A 21,259-nucleotide genomic window follows, 5' to 3' on the forward strand; every position below is an offset into this window, starting at 1 on the left:
TTTTGAGAACATAATAATAAATCTACCCGTCTGATATTTATCATAACGAACAGTAATTTATATCGTCAACAAATTTTGACAGACTTCCACAAATTTTCTGTAAAAATAATGTAAAAGTTTTTTGAAGTCATAACATAATGCCTACTCCATTACTTCTCCTAATGAATATGGTACAATAACCATCTATAAGGAGGGTATAACGATGAAAAAAATCATTTTATCTGCACTTTGTCTCCTCCTTCTTATCATTATATTCTTGGATTATGAAAAGAATCATGAGACAAATGTTCAAAAGGAATCTCCAACAGCAACTGCTCCGCATTGGATTGATTCACAAACAGATGCAACACTACATCATCTTGTCTTAGGTGATTCTCTTGCAAAAGGCTACGGGTCTACACAAGGTGGCTATACACAAATTGCTTCTCAGGAATTAGAAGAGCAATTGCACAAACAAATTACTGTCGATAACCTTGCTGTAAACGGCTTAACAACAGATGGTTTACTTCAAATGGTACAAACAGAAGAAGTAAAACAAAAAATAAAAGATGCCCACATTATTACAATTAGTATTGGTGGGAATAACATTTTACACATAAACAAAAATGTCGGTATTACGGAAGGAATGAAATTATTAAATGAAGAGCAAGATCGTTTTGAACGCGATTTACAAAACATCGTAAAGACCATTCGTATGTCTAATCCGAATGCACTCATCATTTTATCTGAGCTCTATAACCCATTAAAACTCGAAGATCCTATTGCTTCTTACGCAAATGTTTTCTTAGATAGCTGGAACAAAACAATATATTCGATTTCAAAAGAAAATCAACCTTCGCTCGTATTACCGATTCGTAAATTATTACCAACTGATCAAAAAGACTTACTATACGACCAAGTTCATCCGAATGATAAAGGATATGAAAAAATTGCAGAATCCTTTGTACAGCAAGTGTTATCATATAAAGTGAAACTTCCGTAAGTAGGCGATTTTCCTACTTACGGTTAGTTGAACCAATCGGGCCGTTACAGACGGGCTTCCATCTTGTACCACTCACACATACCGCTTGTTTGGGTGGAATCAATATAAAAGCAAATAATTCTATTTTTATACATCGTGATTTTTTGTTACAATAAGAATAGAAGGGGGCCTGTTATATGGAGTCACGTGAGTGGGAGCGTATCGTTGATCATCTTCTTTCGTTAGTGCCTCTTTTTTATCGCAAGTTTATGCTTCCTGGAGAGTTCTCTTCTCGTCGACATATGCCACCATCACATACACAGGTGTTATTGTTATTGCATGAACGAGATACATTAGCAGTTTCAGAAATCGGAAAACGTCTAGCTATTTCGAGACCGAATATGACACCATTGCTAAACAAACTCATTCAAGAAGAACTTGTAGAGCGCCATTATAGCGAAAAAGATCGGCGTGTTATTTTAATGTCTCTTACAGCTGAAGGGAAATTATTGGTAAACCAATACAAACAATTCCTTTTAGAAAAACTGAAAGAAAATTTACAAACGTTATCAGCAAGCGACCGGGAACAACTTACCCATTCGCTACAAACAATTCAAAACTTAATTATGAAAGCAAATATATAAAGCTGCTTCTAAACGGAGGCAGCTTTATGCTTCATAATAATTTCCATAATATACATTGGAATACGGCCAAGTAGTTAAATACGGTTTCGTTTCTTGTGATGGTTGCATCTGTCTTACATATGGGACAGGATAATATACAATATGCGGATAGTACCTAGGAGCATAATAAGAAAAAAACATCAAATTCCCCCCTTTTTAGAAGCATATTCAAAAAGGAAATTTGATGTGCATTCATTATATTTGTGTAATGGGTCTTTTTATTTGTTTCTTTCTTCTTGTCAATCTCAGTTTGCGGTTTTTCTCGTATAAATAGTACATAACAAAATAGGCAATTATGCCGAATACAATTCCTATAATTGTCATTCCGATTATTACATACACTTCGTTTTGTAACAGGTTTTTTAACATCGTTAGCCCATTACTTGAAAAAAAGTCTTTTATTGTATAGTGGTGATACGGCATTGTTTTTACTTCAAATGGATAAATAAGTTTTCCAAGTGCATGTGCGAACGGAATTAGAATAACAGGTAAAAATGATGCTTTTCCAATAAGATTACCGATAATAGCTGCAGGAAACGAACCGTTCAATAATCGAACGAGTGGATAAAAAATAAGATATATGAGAGAAGCTGTATGAATAACTAGCATTTCTATTCCAAAACCAACAGCAAATCCTCTTGATACAATTTTCGCACCCTCTGGTGCACGCAATAATTTATAATAATTTAATTTCATTCCTCGCCAAATACGCTGAAAGAATGGATACGTTTTCTTATTTACTCGCATCTGAATCATCTCTCTTATATTTTTCTGTTATTTACTATTATAAAGTATACAAAGAGAAAATGCGAAATCTCAATAAGACATTTTAAATAAAAAACAACCTTCCATTATGAAGAAGGTTGTTTTTCTTGTAATAAACTGACTAATAATGCCTTTTGCACATGCAAACGATTGCCGGCTTGCTGAAATACAATTGATTGTGGCCCATCAATAATTGCTGCGGTTACTTCTTCTTCACGATGAGCAGGCAAACAATGTAAGAAACGATAAGTTGATTTTGCATACTGAGTGAGCTGCCCGTTTACTTGATATGGCTGAAATAATTCATATTTCTCCTTACTATTTTCTTGGCCCATGCTCATCCAAACGTCTGTATAAATAAAATCTGCTTCTTTAACAGCTTCTTTTGGATTATGCGTAACTTCAATTTTAGCTCCTGTTCCCTTTGCAATTTCTATTGCACGTTTTACAATCTCTTCATCCGCTTCATATCCTGGAGGCGTTGCAACTGTAATATTCATTCCCACTTTTGCACTTGCAAGCAGCAATGAATGACAAACATTATTTCCATCTCCAACGTAAGCAAGTTTGATATCTTGGAATGTATTCACTTCTTCATAAATCGTCATTAAATCTGCCAGCGCTTGACATGGATGGTGATCATCTGTTAATCCATTAATAATTGGAATTGTCGCTTCTTTTGCTAATTCTTCTACTTCCGCATGTGAAAATGTTCGTATCATAATTCCGTCAATATATTGTGACAGCACTTTGGCCGTATCTGCAATGCTTTCTCCTCTACCGAGCTGCAATTCTTTACCGCTTAAAAACATACCGTGTCCTCCAAGCTGAATCATACCAGCTTCAAATGATACACGTGTACGAGTAGAATGCTTATCAAAGATTAATCCTAAAATTTTACCATTTAATAAGGGCAATGTTTTTTCTTTTTTTACATACATCGCAAACTCAATAATTGCAATGATTTCTTCTTTCGTTAATTCTTCTAATGTTAAAATATCCTTTGTTTGAAGTTTAGGTACAGACATTGTTTTCATATGAATTCCTCCTCTATTTAATCAATACTTGTTTGCATACACGATTTATCATATGTACTGCTTCATCGATTTCTTCTTTCGTTACGATAAGTGGCGGTAATATACGCAGCACATTTGACCCGGCTTGCAAAACAAGAAGCCCTTCTTCCTCTAACGCCGTTATCATAGGACTAACTTCTCCTTTACAAACAACCCCAATCATAAGTCCTTTCCCGCGAATATCAATAATCCAATTCATATCCTGTAATTCTTCTTGTAATTTTCGTAAAAAATATGCTCCCTTTTCTTGTACTTCTTGCAAAAAAGAAGGTTGTGAAATAATTTGTAATACTTCTTTTGCAGCTGTCATCGCGATAAAATTCCCGCCAAACGTCGAACCATGTGTCCCAGGGGAAAAAACAGATCCTAATTCCTTTTTCCCAAGCATCGCTCCAACTGGAATACCATTTCCAAGCGCTTTTGCAACTGTGACAATATCAGGGGAAATCCCCATTTGTTCGTATGCAAATAACGTCCCTGTTCTTCCAATTCCGGTCTGCACTTCATCTACGATAAAAAGTGCATCGTGTGCATGACACAACTTCTCGATTTCACGTAAAAATGTGATATCTGCAGGAAGAACGCCACCTTCTCCCTGCACAACTTCCACCATAACAGCTGCGACTTCTTCATTCATCGCTTCTTGAAACGCAGCAATATCATTAAAAGGAAGATGCAGGAAACTCGGGAGGAGCGGGCCGAATCCATCATGGATTTTAGATTGCCCTGTTGCACTCATTGTTCCAAACGTTCGTCCGTGAAACGATTGTTTACACGTAATCACGACTGATTTCCCTGTATGCTTACGCGCTAACTTCAGCGCTGCTTCATTCGCTTCGGCTCCGCTATTACAAAAAAATGCATAGTCTAATCCTCGATCTTTCGTTAATAGCGCAGCGACTTCTTCTTGCACTGTATGGGGAAATAAATTTGAAATATGCCATATTGTCTTTAACTGTTCTTCCACAGCATTTACCACCGCTGGATGACAATGTCCTAAATTGCATACCGCAATTCCAGAAGTGAAATCTAAATATTGCTTTCCTTGTTTATCTGTAACCTTTGTGCCGCTGCCTTTCACAATTTCAATGTTTCGTCTACTGTATGTTGGAAAAACATGCTGTCCCATTATAGATCCCCCCTTTTTTTATTGTTGTACCAATCCACTCTCCTTTATTTGTCAGAAAACGTTGTGTACCGTTTACAATTACAACATCCTTTACACCTAGTTCTAGTGACTTCAGTGCTGCTTTCACTTTCGGAATCATTCCACCAGTAATAATTCCATTGTCTATAAGATCTAGAAGCTGCTTTTCCTCTGCTTGCTCAAGGAGCTCCTCCTTATATATGACACCATCTACATCTGTAATAAAAATTAAATTTTTCGCATTCATCGCTGTCGCAATTGCTGCTGCCGCTGTATCTGCATTGACGTTGTATACCTGTCCAGCCATGACTCCAACTGGTGCAACAACAGGAATAAACTGATTTACTAACAAATGTTCTAGTAACATCGTTTGAACATATTGCACTTCACCGACAAAGCCAAACTTCTCTTCTAACGGAACAACTTGCAATAACTTTCCATCACAGCCGGATAATCCAATTGCTCCAAGTTCTTGTTCATTTAACTTTGAAACAAATGTCTTATTTGTACTACCGCATAAAACCATCTGCACAACTTCCATTACCTCTGCTGTTGTTACACGCAGTCCATCTTTCTTTTCAATTGGGATACTTAATTTATTAAGCATCGCATCAATTTCAGGCCCACCGCCATGAACAACAATCACGTCATATATTTGTGCCATTTGTTTCATACATTGAAAAAATGTTTCACCTAAACGAGCTAACATACTACCGCCACACTTTATTACAATACGCTCTCTCATTTCTTCTCTCCTTATGTGCGATAACAAGCATTAATTTTCACATATTCATAACTTAAATCGCATCCCCATGCTCTTCCACTGGCTTTGCCAAGATGTACATATACATCTATAACAATCTCTGATTGCTGCAACAGTTGTTTCATCTCTTCTTCTGAAAAATGTTGCGGTTCACTACCTTTTAATACTGCAATCGACTGAACATTAATATCCACCGTACTCGTTTCAATTACAATGCCGCTTTGTCCAATTGCGCTAATAATACGTCCCCAGTTTGCATCTTCGCCGTATACAGCTACTTTTACAAGATTGGAACCGACAATTTTCTTCGCAATCATATTTGCTTCTTCTACAGTGCGTGTGCCATGCACATTTACTTCAATTAACTTTGTCGCCCCTTCTCCATCTTTCGCAATTTGCTTTGCTAAATCTTCACACACCTTTTCAAGTGCCATCAAAAACTTCTCCCATTCTGGATGTTCTTCACATATTGCGGTTGTGTTTGATAGGCCGCTTGCCATAACAAGTACCATATCATTCGTAGACGTATCTCCATCGACCGTAATTTGATTAAATGTATGATTCGTAATTTGTGACAATGCTCTTTGCAACGCTTCACTTTCTATATTTACATCAGTCGTAATAAACCCAAGCATCGTTGCCATATTCGGGTGAATCATTCCTGAACCTTTTGCAGCCCCGGCAATTGCAACCTCTTTTCCTTCAATAGAGAGCTTATAGCACGATTGTTTCGCAACTAAATCTGTTGTCAAAATCGCTTCATAAAATGATGCCGCAATCTCTAATTCTTTTGATGGTTGTAAAAAAGAAATACCGCTTCGCACTTTTTCCATCGGTAGAGGCTCTCCAATAACTCCTGTAGACGCTACCGCAACATAATGCTCCTCTACATGAAACTGCTTAGCTGCTAATGCACGCATTTCATATGCATCTTGTAGTCCTTGTTCGCCTGTACAAGAATTTGCATTTGCACTATTGACAACAATAGCTTGTAATTTTTCCTTGGCAGCAATACTTTCTTTCGTAACAATAAGAGGAGCTGCTTGAAATTGATTTTGTGTATAAACAGCCGCACAGCTAGCTGGCACTTCACACACAATTGCCCCTATATCTTTTCTCTCTTTTCTTAACCCCGCATGAATTCCAATTGCTGCAAATCCTTTTGGTGTTACAATCGAACCGTTTTCTATCTTCGTGCATAATACTGTTTCAATCATGATTCTTCCCCCTTACGGATATAGCGGCATAAAGTGTAAATTCTCCGTTTCTTTCACTCCTGCCAATATATTTGCATTTTGTACAGCCTGCCCAGCTGCACCCTTCATTACATTATCAATGACTGCTACAATCGTAATTCGTCCCGTCCGCTTATCGTAAGCTGTTCCGATATCACAAAAGTTAGATCCCCTTACTTCTTTCGGGCTTGGAAAAACTCCCTTTTCTCGTATTCTTACAAACGGTGAGTGACAATAACTCTCTTCATAAATTTGCTGAAGTGTAACATCTGTTATCTCTTGCTTTACCTTTGCATAGAGTGTTACCATAATTCCCCTTGTAATCGGAATAAGGTGTGTACTAAATGTGATTGGTTTCATGCTCTCATCCCACTCTTGTAGCATTTGCTCAATTTCCGGAACATGCTGATGTTCATTTACTTTATAAATGTATAAATTATCGTGAATTTCTGGGAAATGCGTCATACTTGTTGGTGTCTTTCCAGCTCCAGAAACCCCTGATTTTGCATCAATAATAAGTGAATCCACTTCAATTATTCCGTTTTTTACTAAAGGAGCTGCCGCCAGTAATGTTGCTGTTGCATAACATCCTGGATTCGCAATTAAGTTTGCTGTTGCGATCTCACCTTTTTTCCACTCCGTTAATCCATACACAGCTTGTTGTAACACTTCTTCTTTCGCAGCTTCTTTTTTATACCACTCTTCATATATAAACGGCTTTCGAATTCGAAAATCTCCTGATAAATCAATAACTCTCATACCCGCTTCTAGTAAACTTGGAGTCAAATTTGCTGACACCCCAGCCGGAGTTGCTAAAAATACAATATCTGCTTCTTTTGCAATTCCTTCAACATCTACTTCTGCTAATGTGTGAGAAACAAAAGTAGATAAATGGGGATAAGGTGTTGTCATGACGTCTCCAATTTGCGAAAAAGAATGTACCGATGTCACTGTAAAACTTGGATGATGTGTTAATAACCGTAAAAGCTCAAGTCCTCCGTATCCAGTTGCCCCAATAATTGCCGCTTTCATAATTCCTCCTCATTACCTTTTAGATTTAATTATGATTATAATATTGTATATTTATAGAGTCAATTAAATATTTATAAATTTTTAAATAATAAAAACCTATATTAAAAGTCATTTTACTAATAAAACTTTCAAAGTATATGAATTTTTATGCAAACGAACAAAATAGAGACTTTCTTTTCTAATTCAAGTACAATAAAAACAATACATATATACATGTAGGTGGGAAAAATCATGAATGAAAAACTAATCCAAAAAATGATTACAAAAAGTTTTCAACAATATCAATGTATGCCAACTTCACAAGAAGACTATAAAATGCTTATAAAACGTATTCAAAACATACTTTCTAGTAATACAGAGATTGATTTGTATGAGGCGATAGAGGATGTCGTATACGAATATATTACGTTATCTTAAAGAGAGATATTATTACAAAGAAAATATTGAACTAAAATCAGCAATAGACAATTTAATTAAGTAAAAAAATAGGAGATTCTCAAAAGAGAATCTCCTATTTTTTACTTAATGATTTTCCAGCTACACGCTCGAATAACCCTGGAAACAATGAAAAAATAATCGGCCCTAAATTCATCCACTTGGGTAAATTCACTTCACGCTTTTTCATTTCGATTGCTTTTACAATTTGCTGCGCTACATAGTTTGGTTTTAATATGTAATGTCCGACACTTTTTACGTATGTACCAGATTGATCTGCTATCGTATGGAAGTTTGTATCAATTGGACCTGGATTAATTGCTGTTACAGTAATGTTTGTATTTGCAAGTTCCATGCGCAAACTATTTGTAAACCCTAATACTGCATGCTTTGTTGCTGCATATGCACTTGATTTTGGCGTTGCAATTTTCCCTGCTAGTGAAGCAATATTCACAATATGCCCGCTATTTCGTTTCAACATATAAGGCAAAACTGCCTTCGTACATGCTACTAAACCGAATACATTTACATCGAACATATCCTTTACTTCTTGTACCGATGCATCAACGAATGTTTTAAAAACGCCAAAACCAGCATTATTGACTAATATATCAATACGTCCTATATCATGAAGTATTTGTGTGAAAACAAACTCCACTTCTTCTTCATTACTAACATCCAAAACATAGTAATGACAAGAAGTACGATATGCTGTTTCAATTTTTTGCTTGAGCGCTCGCAGTTTTTCTTCTGTACGAGCAATTAGTACAGTGATTGCACCTTGCTCCGCTACTTGCATCGCTAGCTCTTCTCCAATTCCACTTGAAGCTCCTGTGATGACGATTACTTTGTCTTGTAAACGTCGGCTCATGGCTGTCACCTACTTTGCATAGTAAATCCATTGTTCTGATGACTTATCAATCATCACTTGTTGATTATATGCTAAAAAGTCTAATTGTCCAACTGTTTCAGAGATTGTAAGCGGCAACTGCTTTTCATATAACGTAGGAAATAGTTTGACACACACCTCGAATGCCGTCATCGGTTGTTCTTTTAATAAATTTAATACTTTAAAAGCTCTTGCCCCTTGTTTTTGTAATCGCTCATTTACCAGCCCTTTTACATCAAGAACATCTTCTCCATGCCCTGATAAAACACGTGAAATATTCATACGAGCTAAACGCTTTAATGTTTCATTGTACTGCAGCATCGGTTGTGCTCGTTCTGTTTCTCCCTCATATGGCGGCTCTAGAATTGGATTAGAAGAAATATGTCCAATCAGCGCATCCCCGCCAATTAACAACCCATCTCTTTCACGGTATAAAGAAATATGAGTAGAGGCATGCCCCGGTGTTTCAATCACCGTAAACTCCGGTAAAGAAGCAATACGATCTCCTTCTCGTACAGTATGTGTAAGCGAACGTTTACAAGAATAAATCAGTGTTTTCGTTAACAATGCACCTTGTGGTAACAAGACTTCTGGAACCCCAAATTGCACAGATGCTTCTAAAAAGAACTGTTGATAACGCTTTAGAAATTGCGGATCTTGTGTAATCCACGGTTCATTCCACGGATGTCCAACAATATTTGTTCGTTCAGAAAATATATCCAATAATCCGCAATGATCTGCATGATGGTGTGTAAGAACAACCGTTTCAATATCTTCTATCTGATATCCTAACGCACCTAGTTGCTTCTCCAGTGCAAGTCTCGCTTCTTCTGTATTTGTTCCTGTATCAATTAATGTGAGTGTCTCTCCCTCTACTAAAAAAACATTGACTACTTCAACTGCAAATGGAACAGGAATTTCCATTCGATGAATGACTGTCATACATATTCGCCCCCTCTTTCTTTCCGTTTCAAAAAATGAATCTTCCTTCAGTTTACATCTTACATAAATATTTGTCATTATTTTCAGATAAAAAGGAGGGATTTTCTATAAAGAACCGAATGTATGTAAATTTATAAGTTATTCTCATATACATAGTAAAAGGAGGACTCATCATGTCACTACAAAAAATCGCTTTTATCGGTGCAGGTTCAATTGCCGAAGCTACCCTTGCCGGCTTATTACAAGCTCACGTTGTAAAAGGGGAACAAATTACTGTCAGTAACCGCTCTAATGAAAGAAGACTGCAAGAGTTACATCATCGCTACGGAGTACATGGTACACATGATAAAAAAGAGCTGCTTGCTCATGCCGATATCATATTTTTAGCAATGAAACCAAAAGATGTTGTGGAGGCTCTTACTCCATTACAAGATTACATTACAGAGAATCAATTAATCATTTCATTATTAGCAGGTGTATCTACGACATCCATTACTAATTTATTACAAAAAAATGTTCCTATCATCCGGGCAATGCCAAATACATCATCGACGATTTTAAAATCCGCTACTGCTATTTCTCCTTCTGTTCACGCAAAAGAAGAACATATTATGCTTGCAAAAACGCTTTTTGAAACAATTGGTCTTGTTTCTGTTGTAGAAGAAAAGCACATGCACGCTGTCACCGCTTTGTCAGGAAGTGGACCAGCTTATATTTATTACGTTGTCGAAGCGATGGAAAATGCCGCAAAACAAATCGGCCTAGAGGAAACTGTTGCAAAATCACTTATTCTCCAAACAATGATTGGTGCCGCAGAGATGTTAAAAACAAATACAAAGCACCCTTCTATATTACGAAAAGAAATTACATCACCAGGAGGAACGACGGAAGCTGGCATTGAAGTATTGAAAAGCTTTCAATTTCAAGAAGCACTTATTCAATGTATTACAGAAGCAACAAAACGTTCTCACGAGCTTGGTGAAACGTTAGAGAAATTTGTAAATGAAAAATAAAAAAACCTCGCTGAGTAAGCAAGGTTTTTCTCTTATTCACTTTTCTTCCCAAAAATTTCTTCCTGTATACGACGCCCCGTTGGCGTTGCTGCAAGACCGCCTTCTGCTGTTTCACGAAGCGCACTTGGCATCGATTGCCCGATGCGGTACATTGCTTCAATTACTTCATCACATGGAATGGCACTCGTTACACCAGCTAATGATAAATCAGCTGCAATCATCGCATTTGATGCACCAGCTGCGTTACGTTTTACACACGGTACCTCTACAAGTCCTGCAACAGGATCACATACTAAACCGAGCATGTTCTTAAGCGCAATACTCATCGCTGTTGCCGCCTGCTGTGGTGTACCTCCAGCCATTTCAACAGCTGCTGCCGCTGCCATACCACTTGCTGAACCAACTTCCGCTTGGCACCCACCAGCTGCTCCAGCAATACAAGCATTGTTAGCTACAACCATACCAAACGCACCAGCTGTAAATAGAAATTCAATCATTTCTTCACGTGTTGGGTTTAATTTTTCTTTTAGCGCAAATAACACACCTGGTACTGTCCCAGCTGAACCAGCTGTTGGCGTCGCACAAATAATACCCATAGCAGCGTTTACTTCATTCGTTGCGACAGCTTTACTTACCGCATCTAAAATTGTATCCCCAGACAACCCTTTTCCGCTTTTCATGTACGCTTGTACTTTCACTGCGTCTCCACCAGTCAGTCCAGTCGGAGATTTTACGCCTTGAATTCCGCGCTCAACTGCTTTTTCCATTACAACTAAATTTTTTTCCATACCAGCGATTACTTCTTCACGAGAAAGGTTTCTTGTTTCCATTTCACATTGAATCATAATCTCTGCGATTTTTACATTTTTCTCTTCTGCTTGTGCAACCAGTTCCGCTACGTTCCGAAACATGTTGTGTCCCCCCTGCTATTAATCCATAATTGTTACTTGACAAATATTTGACTGCGCTTTAATTTCCTCGATTATTTCATTTGCTAACAATTCATCCGTTTCAATAACCATTAATGCTTTTCTTCCTTTTTCCTTACGTGAAACACTCATCATGCTAATATTGATTTCGTGCTTTGCAAGAATAGATGTAACAGAAGCAATTGCTCCGAAACGGTCATTATTTACGATAAGGAGCGCCGGACTTGTGCCTGTTAATTGCAAATCAAATCCATTTAGCTCCACAACTTCAATTTTCCCACCGCCGATTGAGCAAGCAACCACTTCAATTTCATCCTCATCTTTGTACAAACGAATTTTCGCTGTATTTGGATGCACTGCTTGTGCTTCTTCTTCAATAAATGTAACGTCAATTCCACTTGCTTTTGCAATTTCAAGTGCTTGTGGAATACGAGGATCATCCGTTTCAAATCCTAGTATTCCTCCAACAAGCGCTACATCCGTACCGTGACCTCGATACGTTTTCGCAAACGAACCGTATAAAGAAATGATAATTTTCTCAGGTTCATGACGGAACAGCTGACGAGTAACTTGCCCCATTCTTGCTGCACCTGCAGTATGCGAACTAGATGGACCAATCATAACTGGACCAATAATATCAAAAACTGAGCGATATTTCATAATAGTTCCCCCTAAATCTTCATTATGAAAAAGTTATTTACTAATAATCTATTAATCTGTTGCTTTTTTGTTTTTCTATTTGTACTAATAAATTTATAGAATCAATTCAATAAACTGATACACACCATCAGCTATCATAATATATAAGAATCATCTTGTCACTTCTTGATTTATTTCATTTTTTTACAAAAACAAACAAAACCTAAATTTATAACGTACAAATATATTGAATACGCTTTCATTATATCTCTTTTTTTACGGAATTTAAACTTTTTAATATTTCAGATTAAGCACAAACTTTTCATACATTCAGTTCGATAGTATTTTACCGTTAATAGTTCTTCTCTATTTTACGAAAACGATACAATGAAAAAACCATGACAGATACATCCGTTATCTCTGTCATGGTTTTTTCATTATCTTGATACAGGAAAACTTTTCAAATCCGCTGCGATTTCCGTGTTTGGAAATACTTGTTTCGCTTCTTCGACGAGCATTTTACATGCTTCACCTTGATAACGAGAGCTAATATGAGTTAAAATCATTTGTTTTACATTTGCCTGCAGCGCAATATTTGCCGCTTGTTGTGTTGTAGAATGGTAATAATCATAAGCTTGCTGTGAATCTTCGGCACCGAACGTCGCTTCATGTATAAGTACATCAGCATCTTGTGCTAATTCAATACTCGCTTCACAATAACGTGTATCTCCTAAAATTGTAATAATTCGTCCCTTTTGAGGTGGTCCAATGAAATCCTTTCCGCAAAGTATACGCCCATCCTCAATCTCTACTGTTTCTCCATCCTTTAACCGCTTAAAGATTGGTCCCGGTTTAATTCCTTCCTCTAATAGTTTATCTACAAGAAGATGCCCTGGAATATCCTTTTCTACAATACGATAGCCAAAACATTCAATGCCGTGTGACAATCGTTTCGTTCCCACAAGAAATTGCTTATCTTCATATACAATACCTTCTTCGGTAATTTCTATAATCTCTATCGGGTATTTTACATGTGTTGTACTCACTGCCAACGCTACTTCAACAAACTGTTTAATCCCTTTTGGGCCATATACAGTTAACGGAGTTGTTCCTCCCTGAAAAGAACGGCTGCCTAACAAACCTGGCAATCCAAAAATATGATCCCCATGTAAATGCGTAATAAATATTTTCTCAATGCGACGCGGACGCACTGATGTATGTAAAATTTGATGCTGCGTTGCCTCACCGCAGTCAAATAGCCACGTTGCACCTCGTTCTTCTAATAATTGCAAAGCTATCGCTGATACATTTCTTCCCTTTGAAGGAACACCAGCTCCCGTTCCTAAAAATACAAATTCCACGTTGCATCCTCCAAGCATTTCATAATATCTATCGCTATCTTACGGAATATAAACAAAAATGGCAAATAAACTTTGTATAAACCACTTATCTAGACAACTATATAATACGAACATTCATTACAAAAAAATTCACACTCGTTCGTTTTTTGTAGTAAAATAATACTATTATTTATACAAGGTGGCTGAAACAATGAAAGAATTATTTCGTTTACAAACTGACTTTTCTTCTTCTTTTGATCGCTGGGTAAGTTCATTTATCTCTGAAACACCAGCAGAATTACAATGGTCTACATTAAAAGAATTAATTCATGAGTATATAGCATTGCATACAGTTCAAGCGGTACCAGAATACATCTCTTCTTCCATCACATATTATGCACAGCGTATTTCTACGCCAACTAATACAGACATTGTGATTTACGAAAGTCCTTCTATGTCATAATATGTTTACGTATTAAAACATAAAAAGGTATCGGCTTCCGATACCTTTTTATGTTGGGATGAATAAGCAAAATGACTTGTTTAAATACAAAATGAGGTACATAGACAGGCGCCGGTTTTGAATTATGATGCATATAAATCACGGATTTATCATCTTGAAAAATCCGTAAAAGTTAATCTTCCACAAACGTTATACTTATATATTACATAAATATGTTAATTAATATAGAAGATAAGGAGCATATGAGTGATAAAGTAAAACTTCCATCAGTGGGGGTTTTCTTCATCCCCCACCTATCTTCTTTGCTTTTCTCTGCATCTTGAGGTGGGGGTCTTACTGCCCGTTAATGCGGGATAAATACAAAATTCCTATCAATTGTTATGTATTGTTACAAATTGCTTAATCATTTCATTTAAATCCTTCGCTGCTTTTGTGGGAATCTGATGCTTTACATTATCAATAAAATTTAATTTATTACATGGCAATTTTTCATACAGTAGCTTCGCATAACTGTAAAATGGTTTATTTTCCTTACCATAAACTAACAAAACAGGAAGCTTAATCTTTCTAAGTTGACTTGTACAATTATAATGCAAACTATAACGATAATATTGTTCGATATTTTTCGCATTTCCTTTTCGCGCTTCTTTAAACATCTTTACGAATAATTTCTGTGTATTCGAATTGCTCCATGCAATGGACAATGTTAGAACATGAATAGCTCGTGCTTTTGCAAGTGTTATACCTAAAGAAATTTTATTCCTTAGATAGTTATCCTTTACTTCTGATATCCCTCCGATTACAATACCCCCTAAGGCCCTATCCGTATAATGCAACAAAAATTCCAATACGACAGAACCTCCAATTGAATACCCGCATATAAATGCTCTTTTGATGTTCAAATGATCCAATAAACATCTAATATCTTCAACGATCAATGGATAAGTTATCGATTGTTTTGAATACTGACTTCTTCCATGACCTCTAATATCAAAAGTAACAACTTGAAACTTTTGAGATAATTCTTCTACTTGGTACTCAAAATTTACAGAAGTAAGTACAGGAGGATGAATAAAAACAATAGGAATCCCTTGTCCCTTTACCGTATAGTATAGGCTGCTACCGTCCACATCCAACATTGGCATGTATGTAATCACCTCATTGTCTTTACATTAGCTTCTGTTATTATACGAAGCTTTTCTTTTTATATTCCGGAAAATACATTAGCATAAGTTGCCATCATAAATCTCCATAAATTTCGCAATATAAATCATGTAGAATGGAGCTTAATATCTATTCATAAATTTTTCTACAAGGAGTCGAACATGAATATTCTAAGATGGTTCATATCATTATTCGCTTTTAGAAGAGGAACTCAGCAAGTGTTCCAATTGTTTAGAAATAGACGAAACACTCGAAATTGGATTTGGATTTCTTTACTAGGTATAGGAACAGTTTTTGGTTTAGCAGCACGCCGAAACTTCAATATGATGCGGCCGGCTCAACGTTTCTTTCGAGGCCTTCAAAATACAACAAGAACAGTTATGCCAAACAATTTAAATTTGGCAAATGTGGAATTTGGTAATGAAATAACTCCAAATAAACAAAAGAAGTAATGGAATCAAAATTAATAACGATTGTGGATTAAGTAAAGCTTAAAAATGTATTGTACGCTGAAGAGAAGACTTTATATACAAGCTCTTAGCTTAATTTTAAATATGAAAGGCTGGCATTTTGCCAGCCTTTCTCAGTGCACTTCAAAGTATTCAATCTCTTCCACATAATAGTACCTTTAAATTATCCCGCATTAACGGTCAGTATGCCCCCCCACTGATGGAAGTTTCACTTTATTTTCATATGATTCTTCCATGATTTACGCATAAAAACCAAAGAATTGGTCATTTTAAAATATAAAATTGAGTAAGGAGGAGTATATATGAAAAAAATAAACATCCTTGTTGTATTTTTTCTATCAATTATTTCATTGTTTGGATGCGCAGGAAATCAAAAAGAAAAAGCTTTGAACAATCGTAAAGATAATGCAATGCAAAATGTTCGATACGAAGGCAACAATGCTGGTATTCAAAACGATAGAAATAATCCTATAAATGATAACAACCAAACACGACTAGAAGTGGCTAATAAGGCCGCTGACCGAATTGCTGAATTAGATGAAGTCGACCAGGCAAATGTCATCGTTACAAACAACAATGCCTATGTTGCAGTTGTCTTAAAAAATGGAGTACAAGGAAACATAACAGATCAGCTAGAAAAGAAAATTGCCGATCAAGTAAGAGCTACAGATCCAGATATTCGAAATGTATTTGTATCGTCAAACCCTGATTTTGCCAATCGGATGAGGGACTATGCAGAAAAAATCAAGCGAGGCGAGCCAGTAGAAGGGTTAGTTGAAGAATTTAATGAAGCCGTTAAGAGAGTATTCCCTACCGCTCGTTAAAAGTGAATTTAAAAAGTATTAACAACAACTTATCATGTTTCTTAAGAAAAATTTTATTGTCTCTAAAATCTCGCAGAAGATACCTCCTGCGAGATTTTTCTATAGCAAATGCTATTACATATTAATGTTTCATATAAATTTATTCTCTAAATTCTGCTGAAATGTTCTCTCTTGTTGTCGAAACACTTGACTGCCGTGCTGAATAACCTTCGTACCATATTTACTATTTAGTTGTTCCATCACTGTCAAAAGCGGTTCTGCCTTCGCATCTTCTTCAAAAGAAAATAAATCAAGCTGCTTAATCGCTTCTGTTTTCCATTCTAATTCACAGGCAGTAATGCCAAGTAATCTCACAGGGTCACCATCCCAATGTTTTTTCCATAGCCTTATTGTTGCTTGAAAAATATCTGGTGATTCCCAAATTGCATTTTCTAACATTTTACTGCGCGTAATCGTTCGGCGATTATAGTATTTAATCATAATTTGAATATTATATGTAACGAGAGCACGTTTTTGTAATCTTCGGCTCACAGATTGAGACAAGCGCTCTAACATATCTAGCAATTCCTTCTCTTCGTCCACATCTTTTGGCAACGTTATAGAATTTCCGATCGTTTTGTATTGTCCCATTTGACTTGGATCAACATCTCTATTGTCTATGCCATTTGCACGTTTTTGCAAATCCAGCCCATGATTTCCAATCACAGAACGAATAATATGAGCTTTTCCAACGGCTAAGTCACCAATCGTATGTATATGTACATCTTTTAATTTTTCTGCTGTTTTCTTCCCAATCCCATGCATCTTTTCAACGGGAAGCGGCCAAAGAAGCTCTTGTACATCACGTTTACGAAGCACTGTAATACCTAGCGGCTTTTTCATATCAGAGGCTGTTTTGGCTAGAAATAAGTTTGGAGCAATCCCAATGCTGCATGGAAGCTGTAATTCTGTTAGTAATGTTTGTTGAATCATTTGAGCAATTTCTAACGGTGAACCGAGCCCATAGCAATCTGTAATATCTAAATACCCTTCATCGATTGAAACAGGTTGGATTTTTTCTGTAAACCGCGCAAGAATTTGAAACAAAGCAAAAGAAGCCTCTCTGTATAATTCAAAGTTTGGATGTTTTATAACAAGTTCCGGACATAATCGTTTTGCTTCCCAAACAGGCATTGTCGCACGAATTCCCTTCGCCCTTGCTTCATAACTGCACGTTACAATAATTCCTTTCCGTTCCTTCGCATCCCCAGCTATCGCTAACGCTTTACCTTGCAACGATGCATCATGTGCGATTTCAACAGATGCATAAAAACAATTCATATCAACATGCAAAATGACGCGGCCATTTTTCGGATACATTTCGCGCATCTTTCTCACCTCACAAGAACATTCGTTCTTATTTTATCAAAAACATTATAAAAAAATCAATATTAGAGAGGAGGAAATTGTTAATATATAGAAGTACGTCCACACGGGAATTTTAAGGAGGTTAAAAAAGAAATGACTACATATCCAAAACCCCTTTATCTAATTTTACTATCTGTTTTCTTTTTGTTGCTCATCTATTCCCTACTTCCAATCATAGGCGTTGATGCTCACGGGTTTCTTTCGTCTCTATTGTCATTTTCAACTTTGTACATTCTTCCATGGATTTTTTTGTACTGGTTTATCCGCCTTGTAAAGGCAGTAGAATCCAAATAACTAACACTCTTAAGGAGAGAAGAAAATGAATGAAGAATTTGATAGCAAACACTTTAGACTCGAAAAAATTCGTAACGGGATATATGCGGCAATTGCAAAAGAAGGTGGCGGTGCTGCAGCAAATGCTGGTTTTATTGATTTAGGGGATACAACCATTGTTTTTGATACATTTAATACACAACAAGCTGCCGAAGATTTAAAATATGCAGCAGAAACTATAACAAATCAGCCCGTTACATGGGTGATAAACAGTCATTGGCACGGAGACCACATTCGAGGTAACCAAACGTTTAAGGATAGCACTATTATTTCAAGCCAAATTACATATGACAAAATGAAGACTATTCATCCATCACGGATCAATAAACAAAAAAATGATATTCATGGTCTAAGAAATTATATTCGCTCTTTAAAGGACCAAGTAACTCAAACTTATGATATTAACTTAGAACATCAAATCAATTTTTTAAGTGAGTTAGAAATCTCATTACCTACACTAGAGTTAGTACTACCACAACAATCATTTAAAGATGAAGTCATTTTCCGTGGAACGAAACGTAGTGCAAAGCTTTTCACATTAGGCGGCGGGCATTCCCTTTGCGATGCTATGCTTTATATTCCAGAAGATAAAATAATATTCATGGGTGATTTATTATTTGTTGATTGCCATCCCACATTTTTCGAAGAATCAAATCCACAAAGTTGGATTCATATTTTAAAAGAGGTTGAAAGTATGGATATTGATATAGCCATATCAGGGCATGGTTCGATTGGTACAAAGATCAATTTCTTACAAGTAATCGATTATATACATAACTTAACTGCAATTGCACAAAAAAACAACGAGATCGAAACTATTCCATTACCTAACGACTACAAAAATTGGCCTTCTCCACAAATATATCATCAAAATGTAAAAACACTAAAAGAACTATTACATTGTTAAGCTAGTTGAAGAACATTTACGTTAAGTAATAAGAAAACGCATGGGTAATTTCACCCATGCGTTTCAACTTAGCCGATTCTTTGATTACTTCGCTACTTCCTCAATAATCGCAACAACCATTTCTGCTGTTTTTACTAATTCTTCAACAGGTATTTTTTCGTTTGTTGTATGAATTTCTTCGTAACCAACTGCTAAGTTTACTGTTGGAATACCGTGACCTGCAATTACGTTTGCATCACTACCACCACCGCTTTGGTGAAGGGATGGTGTACGACCGATTTTTTCAGCAGCACGTTTAGCAACTTCTACAACGTGATCGCCATCAGCAAATTTGAATCCTGGGTACATTACTTTTACTTCTACTTCTGCTTGTCCGCCCATTTCTTTAGCTGTAGATTCAAATGCTTCTTTCATTTTGCGAACTTGCTCTTGCATTTTTTCGTCTACTAAGGAACGTGCTTCAGCAAAAATTTCTACATAGTCACAAACGATATTTGTTTGTGTACCGCCTTCAAAACGACCGATATTTGCAGTTGTTTCAGAATCAATGCGGCCAAGCGGCATTTTTGCAATGGATTTTGCGGCAATTGTAATCGCAGATACACCTTTTTCTGGTGCTACACCTGCATGAGCTGTTTTACCGCGAATAATTGCGTTTACTTTTGCTTGTGTTGGCGCTGCAACAACGATTTCTCCAACCTTTCCATCGCTATCTAATGCATAGCCATATTTCGCTGTAATACGTTCACGATCCAATGCTTTTGCACCAACAAGACCAGATTCTTCACCAACTGTAATGATGAATTCGATTTTTCCGTGCGCAATATTTTTCTCTTTTAACACGCGAATTGCTTCAAACATTGATGCAAGTCCAGCTTTATCATCAGCACCTAAAATCGTTGTGCCGTCTGATACGATATAACCATCTTGAATAGAAGGCTTAATTCCTTTACCAGGAACAACTGTATCCATATGAGAAGTAAAGTAGATTGTATCTACTCCTTCTTTTGTTGCAGGTAATGTACAAACTAAGTTACCAGCACCATGACCAGTCTCACCCATTGTATCGTCTTCAAATACTTCAACGCCTAAAGAAGAGAATTTTTCTTTTAATACTTTGCAAATTTCAGCTTCGTATTTTGTTTCAGAGTCTACTTGCACAAGTTCCATAAATTCATTCACTAAACGTTCTTGATTAATCATGAGAATGCGCCTCCTGTTATGTATGTAACAATGACTATTATAACAGAATTTCGTAAAATTTTCGAAAGAGATGGTACAAGAGGTTATTTACATTATATCTCTTTACTAAATTGCTTCTCTTATTATCATTCGTTCAACAATATCCATCACTAAAATGCCTTCTTTTTATTCAGATTTTTAGAAATATAGCAACTTATCTACTTTCAATTTTGTCTAAGTAAATCCCTTGTCTCCTTTTTTATTTCTCGTTACAATAGATAGAAGAGATTCGCAAGGAGGATCAACATGAATAAAAAAACTCAAAAAATTATGGTTTATGTTATGTTAATTGCAATGCTTGTAACAACACTACTTACTGGGATAAGCATGTTTTGGTAAACAAGGGCTACTTTGTCCTTGTTATTTTATTATAATCACAACGCCAGCGATACTAAATGCAAATCCCATCGCCAGTGCTAGTATGAAGCTGCTGTAATGTTGCTGATAAAAAGCACCTATTGCAAAAGTAAAATTGAGAAGAGAAATAAAGAAGATAGCTATAGTGAGTGGAAAGATATTAAAAATAGCCAATATAAAAGCAATAACGGAAAGAAAACCTACAAAAAATTGGATGTATGGTAAGCTCTGATTTATATACAC

At 36.3% G+C, this 21,259-nt stretch carries 25 protein-coding genes; 9 read left to right on the forward strand and 16 right to left on the reverse strand.

Annotation, left to right across the window (positions count from 1 at the left end):
* The first annotated feature begins 202 nt into the window (after positions 1-202).
* Together NKR74_RS17305 and NKR74_RS17310 are read left to right on the forward strand one after the other, a co-directional pair.
* Positions 203-982, forward strand: coding sequence for a GDSL-type esterase/lipase family protein (locus NKR74_RS17305; protein ID WP_098310636.1), 780 nt, complete (start codon positions 203-205; stop codon positions 980-982).
* A gap of 176 nt (positions 983-1,158) precedes the next feature.
* On the forward strand, positions 1,159-1,605 hold the full coding sequence (locus NKR74_RS17310; RefSeq protein ID WP_098310635.1) for a MarR family winged helix-turn-helix transcriptional regulator: 447 nt from the start codon (positions 1,159-1,161) through the stop codon (positions 1,603-1,605).
* A gap of 24 nt (positions 1,606-1,629) precedes the next feature.
* Here the strand turns inward: NKR74_RS17310 and NKR74_RS17315 are convergent, their stop codons facing one another.
* The 7 genes from NKR74_RS17315 to argC form a co-directional block, all read right to left on the reverse strand.
* Positions 1,630-1,785, reverse strand: coding sequence for a hypothetical protein (locus tag NKR74_RS17315; RefSeq protein WP_176524696.1), 156 nt, complete (start codon positions 1,783-1,785; stop codon positions 1,630-1,632).
* Positions 1,786-1,839: 54 nt separating this feature from the next.
* Positions 1,840-2,391, reverse strand: a complete 552-nt coding sequence (locus NKR74_RS17320) for a DUF2062 domain-containing protein (protein ID WP_253630359.1) — start codon at positions 2,389-2,391, stop codon at positions 1,840-1,842.
* 104 nt (positions 2,392-2,495) lie between these two features.
* Positions 2,496-3,446: an ornithine carbamoyltransferase gene (gene argF, locus NKR74_RS17325; protein ID WP_098310633.1), complete on the reverse strand. Its 951-nt coding sequence runs from the start codon at positions 3,444-3,446 to the stop codon at positions 2,496-2,498.
* A gap of 13 nt (positions 3,447-3,459) precedes the next feature.
* Positions 3,460-4,614, reverse strand: a complete 1,155-nt coding sequence (locus tag NKR74_RS17330; RefSeq protein ID WP_098310632.1) for an acetylornithine transaminase — start codon at positions 4,612-4,614, stop codon at positions 3,460-3,462.
* On the reverse strand, positions 4,583-5,377 hold the full coding sequence (gene argB / locus NKR74_RS17335) for an acetylglutamate kinase (protein ID WP_098310631.1): 795 nt from the start codon (positions 5,375-5,377) through the stop codon (positions 4,583-4,585). The genes NKR74_RS17330 and argB overlap by 32 nt, the downstream gene beginning before the upstream one ends.
* 11 nt (positions 5,378-5,388) lie before the next feature.
* Positions 5,389-6,612: a bifunctional glutamate N-acetyltransferase/amino-acid acetyltransferase ArgJ gene (argJ, locus tag NKR74_RS17340; RefSeq protein ID WP_253630360.1), complete on the reverse strand. Its 1,224-nt coding sequence runs from the start codon at positions 6,610-6,612 to the stop codon at positions 5,389-5,391.
* 12 nt (positions 6,613-6,624) lie between these two features.
* Positions 6,625-7,662, reverse strand: a complete 1,038-nt coding sequence (argC, locus tag NKR74_RS17345; RefSeq protein WP_098310629.1) for an N-acetyl-gamma-glutamyl-phosphate reductase — start codon at positions 7,660-7,662, stop codon at positions 6,625-6,627.
* 231 nt (positions 7,663-7,893) lie between these two features.
* Here argC and NKR74_RS17350 point away from each other — a divergent pair, with 231 nt between their 5' ends.
* On the forward strand, positions 7,894-8,079 hold the full coding sequence (locus NKR74_RS17350) for a YqzH family protein (RefSeq protein WP_253630361.1): 186 nt from the start codon (positions 7,894-7,896) through the stop codon (positions 8,077-8,079).
* A gap of 94 nt (positions 8,080-8,173) precedes the next feature.
* Here the strand turns inward: NKR74_RS17350 and NKR74_RS17355 are convergent, their stop codons facing one another.
* Together NKR74_RS17355 and NKR74_RS17360 are read right to left on the reverse strand one after the other, a co-directional pair.
* Entirely contained in the window at positions 8,174-8,968 is a 795-nt protein-coding gene (locus NKR74_RS17355) for an SDR family oxidoreductase (protein ID WP_253630362.1), read from the reverse strand.
* 9 nt (positions 8,969-8,977) lie between these two features.
* A complete protein-coding gene (locus NKR74_RS17360) occupies positions 8,978-9,928 on the reverse strand; it encodes an MBL fold metallo-hydrolase (RefSeq protein WP_253630363.1) in 951 nt (316 codons plus the stop codon).
* 173 nt (positions 9,929-10,101) lie between these two features.
* Here NKR74_RS17360 and proI point away from each other — a divergent pair, with 173 nt between their 5' ends.
* Entirely contained in the window at positions 10,102-10,941 is an 840-nt protein-coding gene (gene proI / locus NKR74_RS17365) for a pyrroline-5-carboxylate reductase ProI (protein WP_098310625.1), read from the forward strand.
* Positions 10,942-10,973: 32 nt separating this feature from the next.
* On the opposite strand, the gene sdaAA is transcribed toward proI, so the two are convergent.
* The 3 genes from sdaAA to rnz all read right to left on the reverse strand — a co-directional run bounded on the left by sdaAA (position 10,974) and on the right by rnz (position 13,870).
* Entirely contained in the window at positions 10,974-11,852 is an 879-nt protein-coding gene (sdaAA, locus tag NKR74_RS17370; RefSeq protein WP_098310624.1) for an L-serine ammonia-lyase, iron-sulfur-dependent, subunit alpha, read from the reverse strand.
* Between the two features lie 18 nt (positions 11,853-11,870).
* Positions 11,871-12,530, reverse strand: a complete 660-nt coding sequence (gene sdaAB / locus NKR74_RS17375; protein ID WP_098310623.1) for an L-serine ammonia-lyase, iron-sulfur-dependent subunit beta — start codon at positions 12,528-12,530, stop codon at positions 11,871-11,873.
* Positions 12,531-12,946: 416 nt separating this feature from the next.
* Positions 12,947-13,870, reverse strand: coding sequence for a ribonuclease Z (rnz, locus tag NKR74_RS17380; RefSeq protein ID WP_253630364.1), 924 nt, complete (start codon positions 13,868-13,870; stop codon positions 12,947-12,949).
* A 190-nt stretch (positions 13,871-14,060) separates the two neighbouring features.
* On the opposite strand from rnz, the gene NKR74_RS17385 reads away from it, so the two are divergent.
* Positions 14,061-14,312 (forward strand): DUF3932 family protein, encoded by a 252-nt coding sequence (locus NKR74_RS17385; RefSeq protein ID WP_098310621.1) that lies wholly within the window; start codon positions 14,061-14,063, stop codon positions 14,310-14,312.
* A 371-nt stretch (positions 14,313-14,683) separates the two neighbouring features.
* Here NKR74_RS17385 and NKR74_RS17390 read toward each other — a convergent pair whose 3' ends face one another.
* On the reverse strand, positions 14,684-15,457 hold the full coding sequence (locus tag NKR74_RS17390) for an alpha/beta fold hydrolase (protein ID WP_253630365.1): 774 nt from the start codon (positions 15,455-15,457) through the stop codon (positions 14,684-14,686).
* A 180-nt stretch (positions 15,458-15,637) separates the two neighbouring features.
* Between NKR74_RS17390 and NKR74_RS17395 the strand changes: the two genes are divergently transcribed.
* Positions 15,638-15,928, forward strand: a complete 291-nt coding sequence (locus NKR74_RS17395) for a hypothetical protein (RefSeq protein ID WP_253630366.1) — start codon at positions 15,638-15,640, stop codon at positions 15,926-15,928.
* 320 nt (positions 15,929-16,248) lie between these two features.
* Entirely contained in the window at positions 16,249-16,770 is a 522-nt protein-coding gene (locus tag NKR74_RS17400; protein ID WP_253630367.1) for a YhcN/YlaJ family sporulation lipoprotein, read from the forward strand.
* Between the two features lie 129 nt (positions 16,771-16,899).
* On the opposite strand, the gene NKR74_RS17405 is transcribed toward NKR74_RS17400, so the two are convergent.
* The gene (locus NKR74_RS17405) at positions 16,900-18,138 is read right to left on the reverse strand and encodes a DNA polymerase IV (RefSeq protein WP_098310617.1); all 1,239 of its coding nucleotides are present in this window, start codon (positions 18,136-18,138) and stop codon (positions 16,900-16,902) included.
* A gap of 358 nt (positions 18,139-18,496) precedes the next feature.
* Between NKR74_RS17405 and NKR74_RS17410 the strand changes: the two genes are divergently transcribed.
* Complete coding sequence (locus NKR74_RS17410; RefSeq protein WP_253630368.1) at positions 18,497-19,417, forward strand: MBL fold metallo-hydrolase; 921 nt, start codon at positions 18,497-18,499, stop codon at positions 19,415-19,417.
* Positions 19,418-19,501: 84 nt separating this feature from the next.
* Here NKR74_RS17410 and NKR74_RS17415 read toward each other — a convergent pair whose 3' ends face one another.
* Positions 19,502-20,620: a tripeptidase T gene (locus NKR74_RS17415; RefSeq protein WP_098310614.1), complete on the reverse strand. Its 1,119-nt coding sequence runs from the start codon at positions 20,618-20,620 to the stop codon at positions 19,502-19,504.
* Between the two features lie 285 nt (positions 20,621-20,905).
* On the opposite strand from NKR74_RS17415, the gene prli42 reads away from it, so the two are divergent.
* Positions 20,906-20,998, forward strand: coding sequence for a stressosome-associated protein Prli42 (gene prli42, locus NKR74_RS17420; RefSeq protein ID WP_098310613.1), 93 nt, complete (start codon positions 20,906-20,908; stop codon positions 20,996-20,998).
* Between the two features lie 21 nt (positions 20,999-21,019).
* Here prli42 and NKR74_RS17425 read toward each other — a convergent pair whose 3' ends face one another.
* Positions 21,020-21,259 (reverse strand): DUF3894 domain-containing protein, encoded by a 240-nt coding sequence (locus NKR74_RS17425; protein ID WP_253630369.1) that lies wholly within the window; start codon positions 21,257-21,259, stop codon positions 21,020-21,022.

This window comes from Bacillus sp. 3103sda1, assembly GCF_024159135.1.
Lineage (GTDB): Bacteria > Bacillota > Bacilli > Bacillales > Bacillaceae_G > Bacillus_A > Bacillus_A rhizoplanae.

What these genes read in the sequence shown, in the direction of transcription:
- NKR74_RS17305 (WP_098310636.1), top strand. Translation starts at nt 203, where the DNA reads ATGAAAAAAATCATTTTATCTGCACTTTGTCTCCTCCTTCTTATCATT.
- NKR74_RS17310 (WP_098310635.1), top strand. Translation starts at nt 1,159, where the DNA reads ATGGAGTCACGTGAGTGGGAGCGTATCGTTGATCATCTTCTTTCGTTA.
- NKR74_RS17315 (WP_176524696.1), bottom strand. Translation starts at nt 1,785, where the DNA reads ATGTTTTTTTCTTATTATGCTCCTAGGTACTATCCGCATATTGTATAT.
- NKR74_RS17320 (WP_253630359.1), bottom strand. Translation starts at nt 2,391, where the DNA reads ATGCGAGTAAATAAGAAAACGTATCCATTCTTTCAGCGTATTTGGCGA.
- argF (WP_098310633.1), bottom strand. Translation starts at nt 3,446, where the DNA reads ATGAAAACAATGTCTGTACCTAAACTTCAAACAAAGGATATTTTAACA.
- NKR74_RS17330 (WP_098310632.1), bottom strand. Translation starts at nt 4,614, where the DNA reads ATGGGACAGCATGTTTTTCCAACATACAGTAGACGAAACATTGAAATT.
- argB (WP_098310631.1), bottom strand. Translation starts at nt 5,377, where the DNA reads ATGAGAGAGCGTATTGTAATAAAGTGTGGCGGTAGTATGTTAGCTCGT.
- argJ (WP_253630360.1), bottom strand. Translation starts at nt 6,612, where the DNA reads ATGATTGAAACAGTATTATGCACGAAGATAGAAAACGGTTCGATTGTA.
- argC (WP_098310629.1), bottom strand. Translation starts at nt 7,662, where the DNA reads ATGAAAGCGGCAATTATTGGGGCAACTGGATACGGAGGACTTGAGCTT.
- NKR74_RS17350 (WP_253630361.1), top strand. Translation starts at nt 7,894, where the DNA reads ATGAATGAAAAACTAATCCAAAAAATGATTACAAAAAGTTTTCAACAA.
- NKR74_RS17355 (WP_253630362.1), bottom strand. Translation starts at nt 8,968, where the DNA reads ATGAGCCGACGTTTACAAGACAAAGTAATCGTCATCACAGGAGCTTCA.
- NKR74_RS17360 (WP_253630363.1), bottom strand. Translation starts at nt 9,928, where the DNA reads ATGACAGTCATTCATCGAATGGAAATTCCTGTTCCATTTGCAGTTGAA.
- proI (WP_098310625.1), top strand. Translation starts at nt 10,102, where the DNA reads ATGTCACTACAAAAAATCGCTTTTATCGGTGCAGGTTCAATTGCCGAA.
- sdaAA (WP_098310624.1), bottom strand. Translation starts at nt 11,852, where the DNA reads ATGTTTCGGAACGTAGCGGAACTGGTTGCACAAGCAGAAGAGAAAAAT.
- sdaAB (WP_098310623.1), bottom strand. Translation starts at nt 12,530, where the DNA reads ATGAAATATCGCTCAGTTTTTGATATTATTGGTCCAGTTATGATTGGT.
- NKR74_RS17385 (WP_098310621.1), top strand. Translation starts at nt 14,061, where the DNA reads ATGAAAGAATTATTTCGTTTACAAACTGACTTTTCTTCTTCTTTTGAT.
- NKR74_RS17390 (WP_253630365.1), bottom strand. Translation starts at nt 15,457, where the DNA reads ATGCCAATGTTGGATGTGGACGGTAGCAGCCTATACTATACGGTAAAG.
- NKR74_RS17395 (WP_253630366.1), top strand. Translation starts at nt 15,638, where the DNA reads ATGAATATTCTAAGATGGTTCATATCATTATTCGCTTTTAGAAGAGGA.
- NKR74_RS17400 (WP_253630367.1), top strand. Translation starts at nt 16,249, where the DNA reads ATGAAAAAAATAAACATCCTTGTTGTATTTTTTCTATCAATTATTTCA.
- NKR74_RS17405 (WP_098310617.1), bottom strand. Translation starts at nt 18,138, where the DNA reads ATGCGCGAAATGTATCCGAAAAATGGCCGCGTCATTTTGCATGTTGAT.
- NKR74_RS17410 (WP_253630368.1), top strand. Translation starts at nt 18,497, where the DNA reads ATGAATGAAGAATTTGATAGCAAACACTTTAGACTCGAAAAAATTCGT.
- NKR74_RS17415 (WP_098310614.1), bottom strand. Translation starts at nt 20,620, where the DNA reads ATGATTAATCAAGAACGTTTAGTGAATGAATTTATGGAACTTGTGCAA.
- prli42 (WP_098310613.1), top strand. Translation starts at nt 20,906, where the DNA reads ATGAATAAAAAAACTCAAAAAATTATGGTTTATGTTATGTTAATTGCA.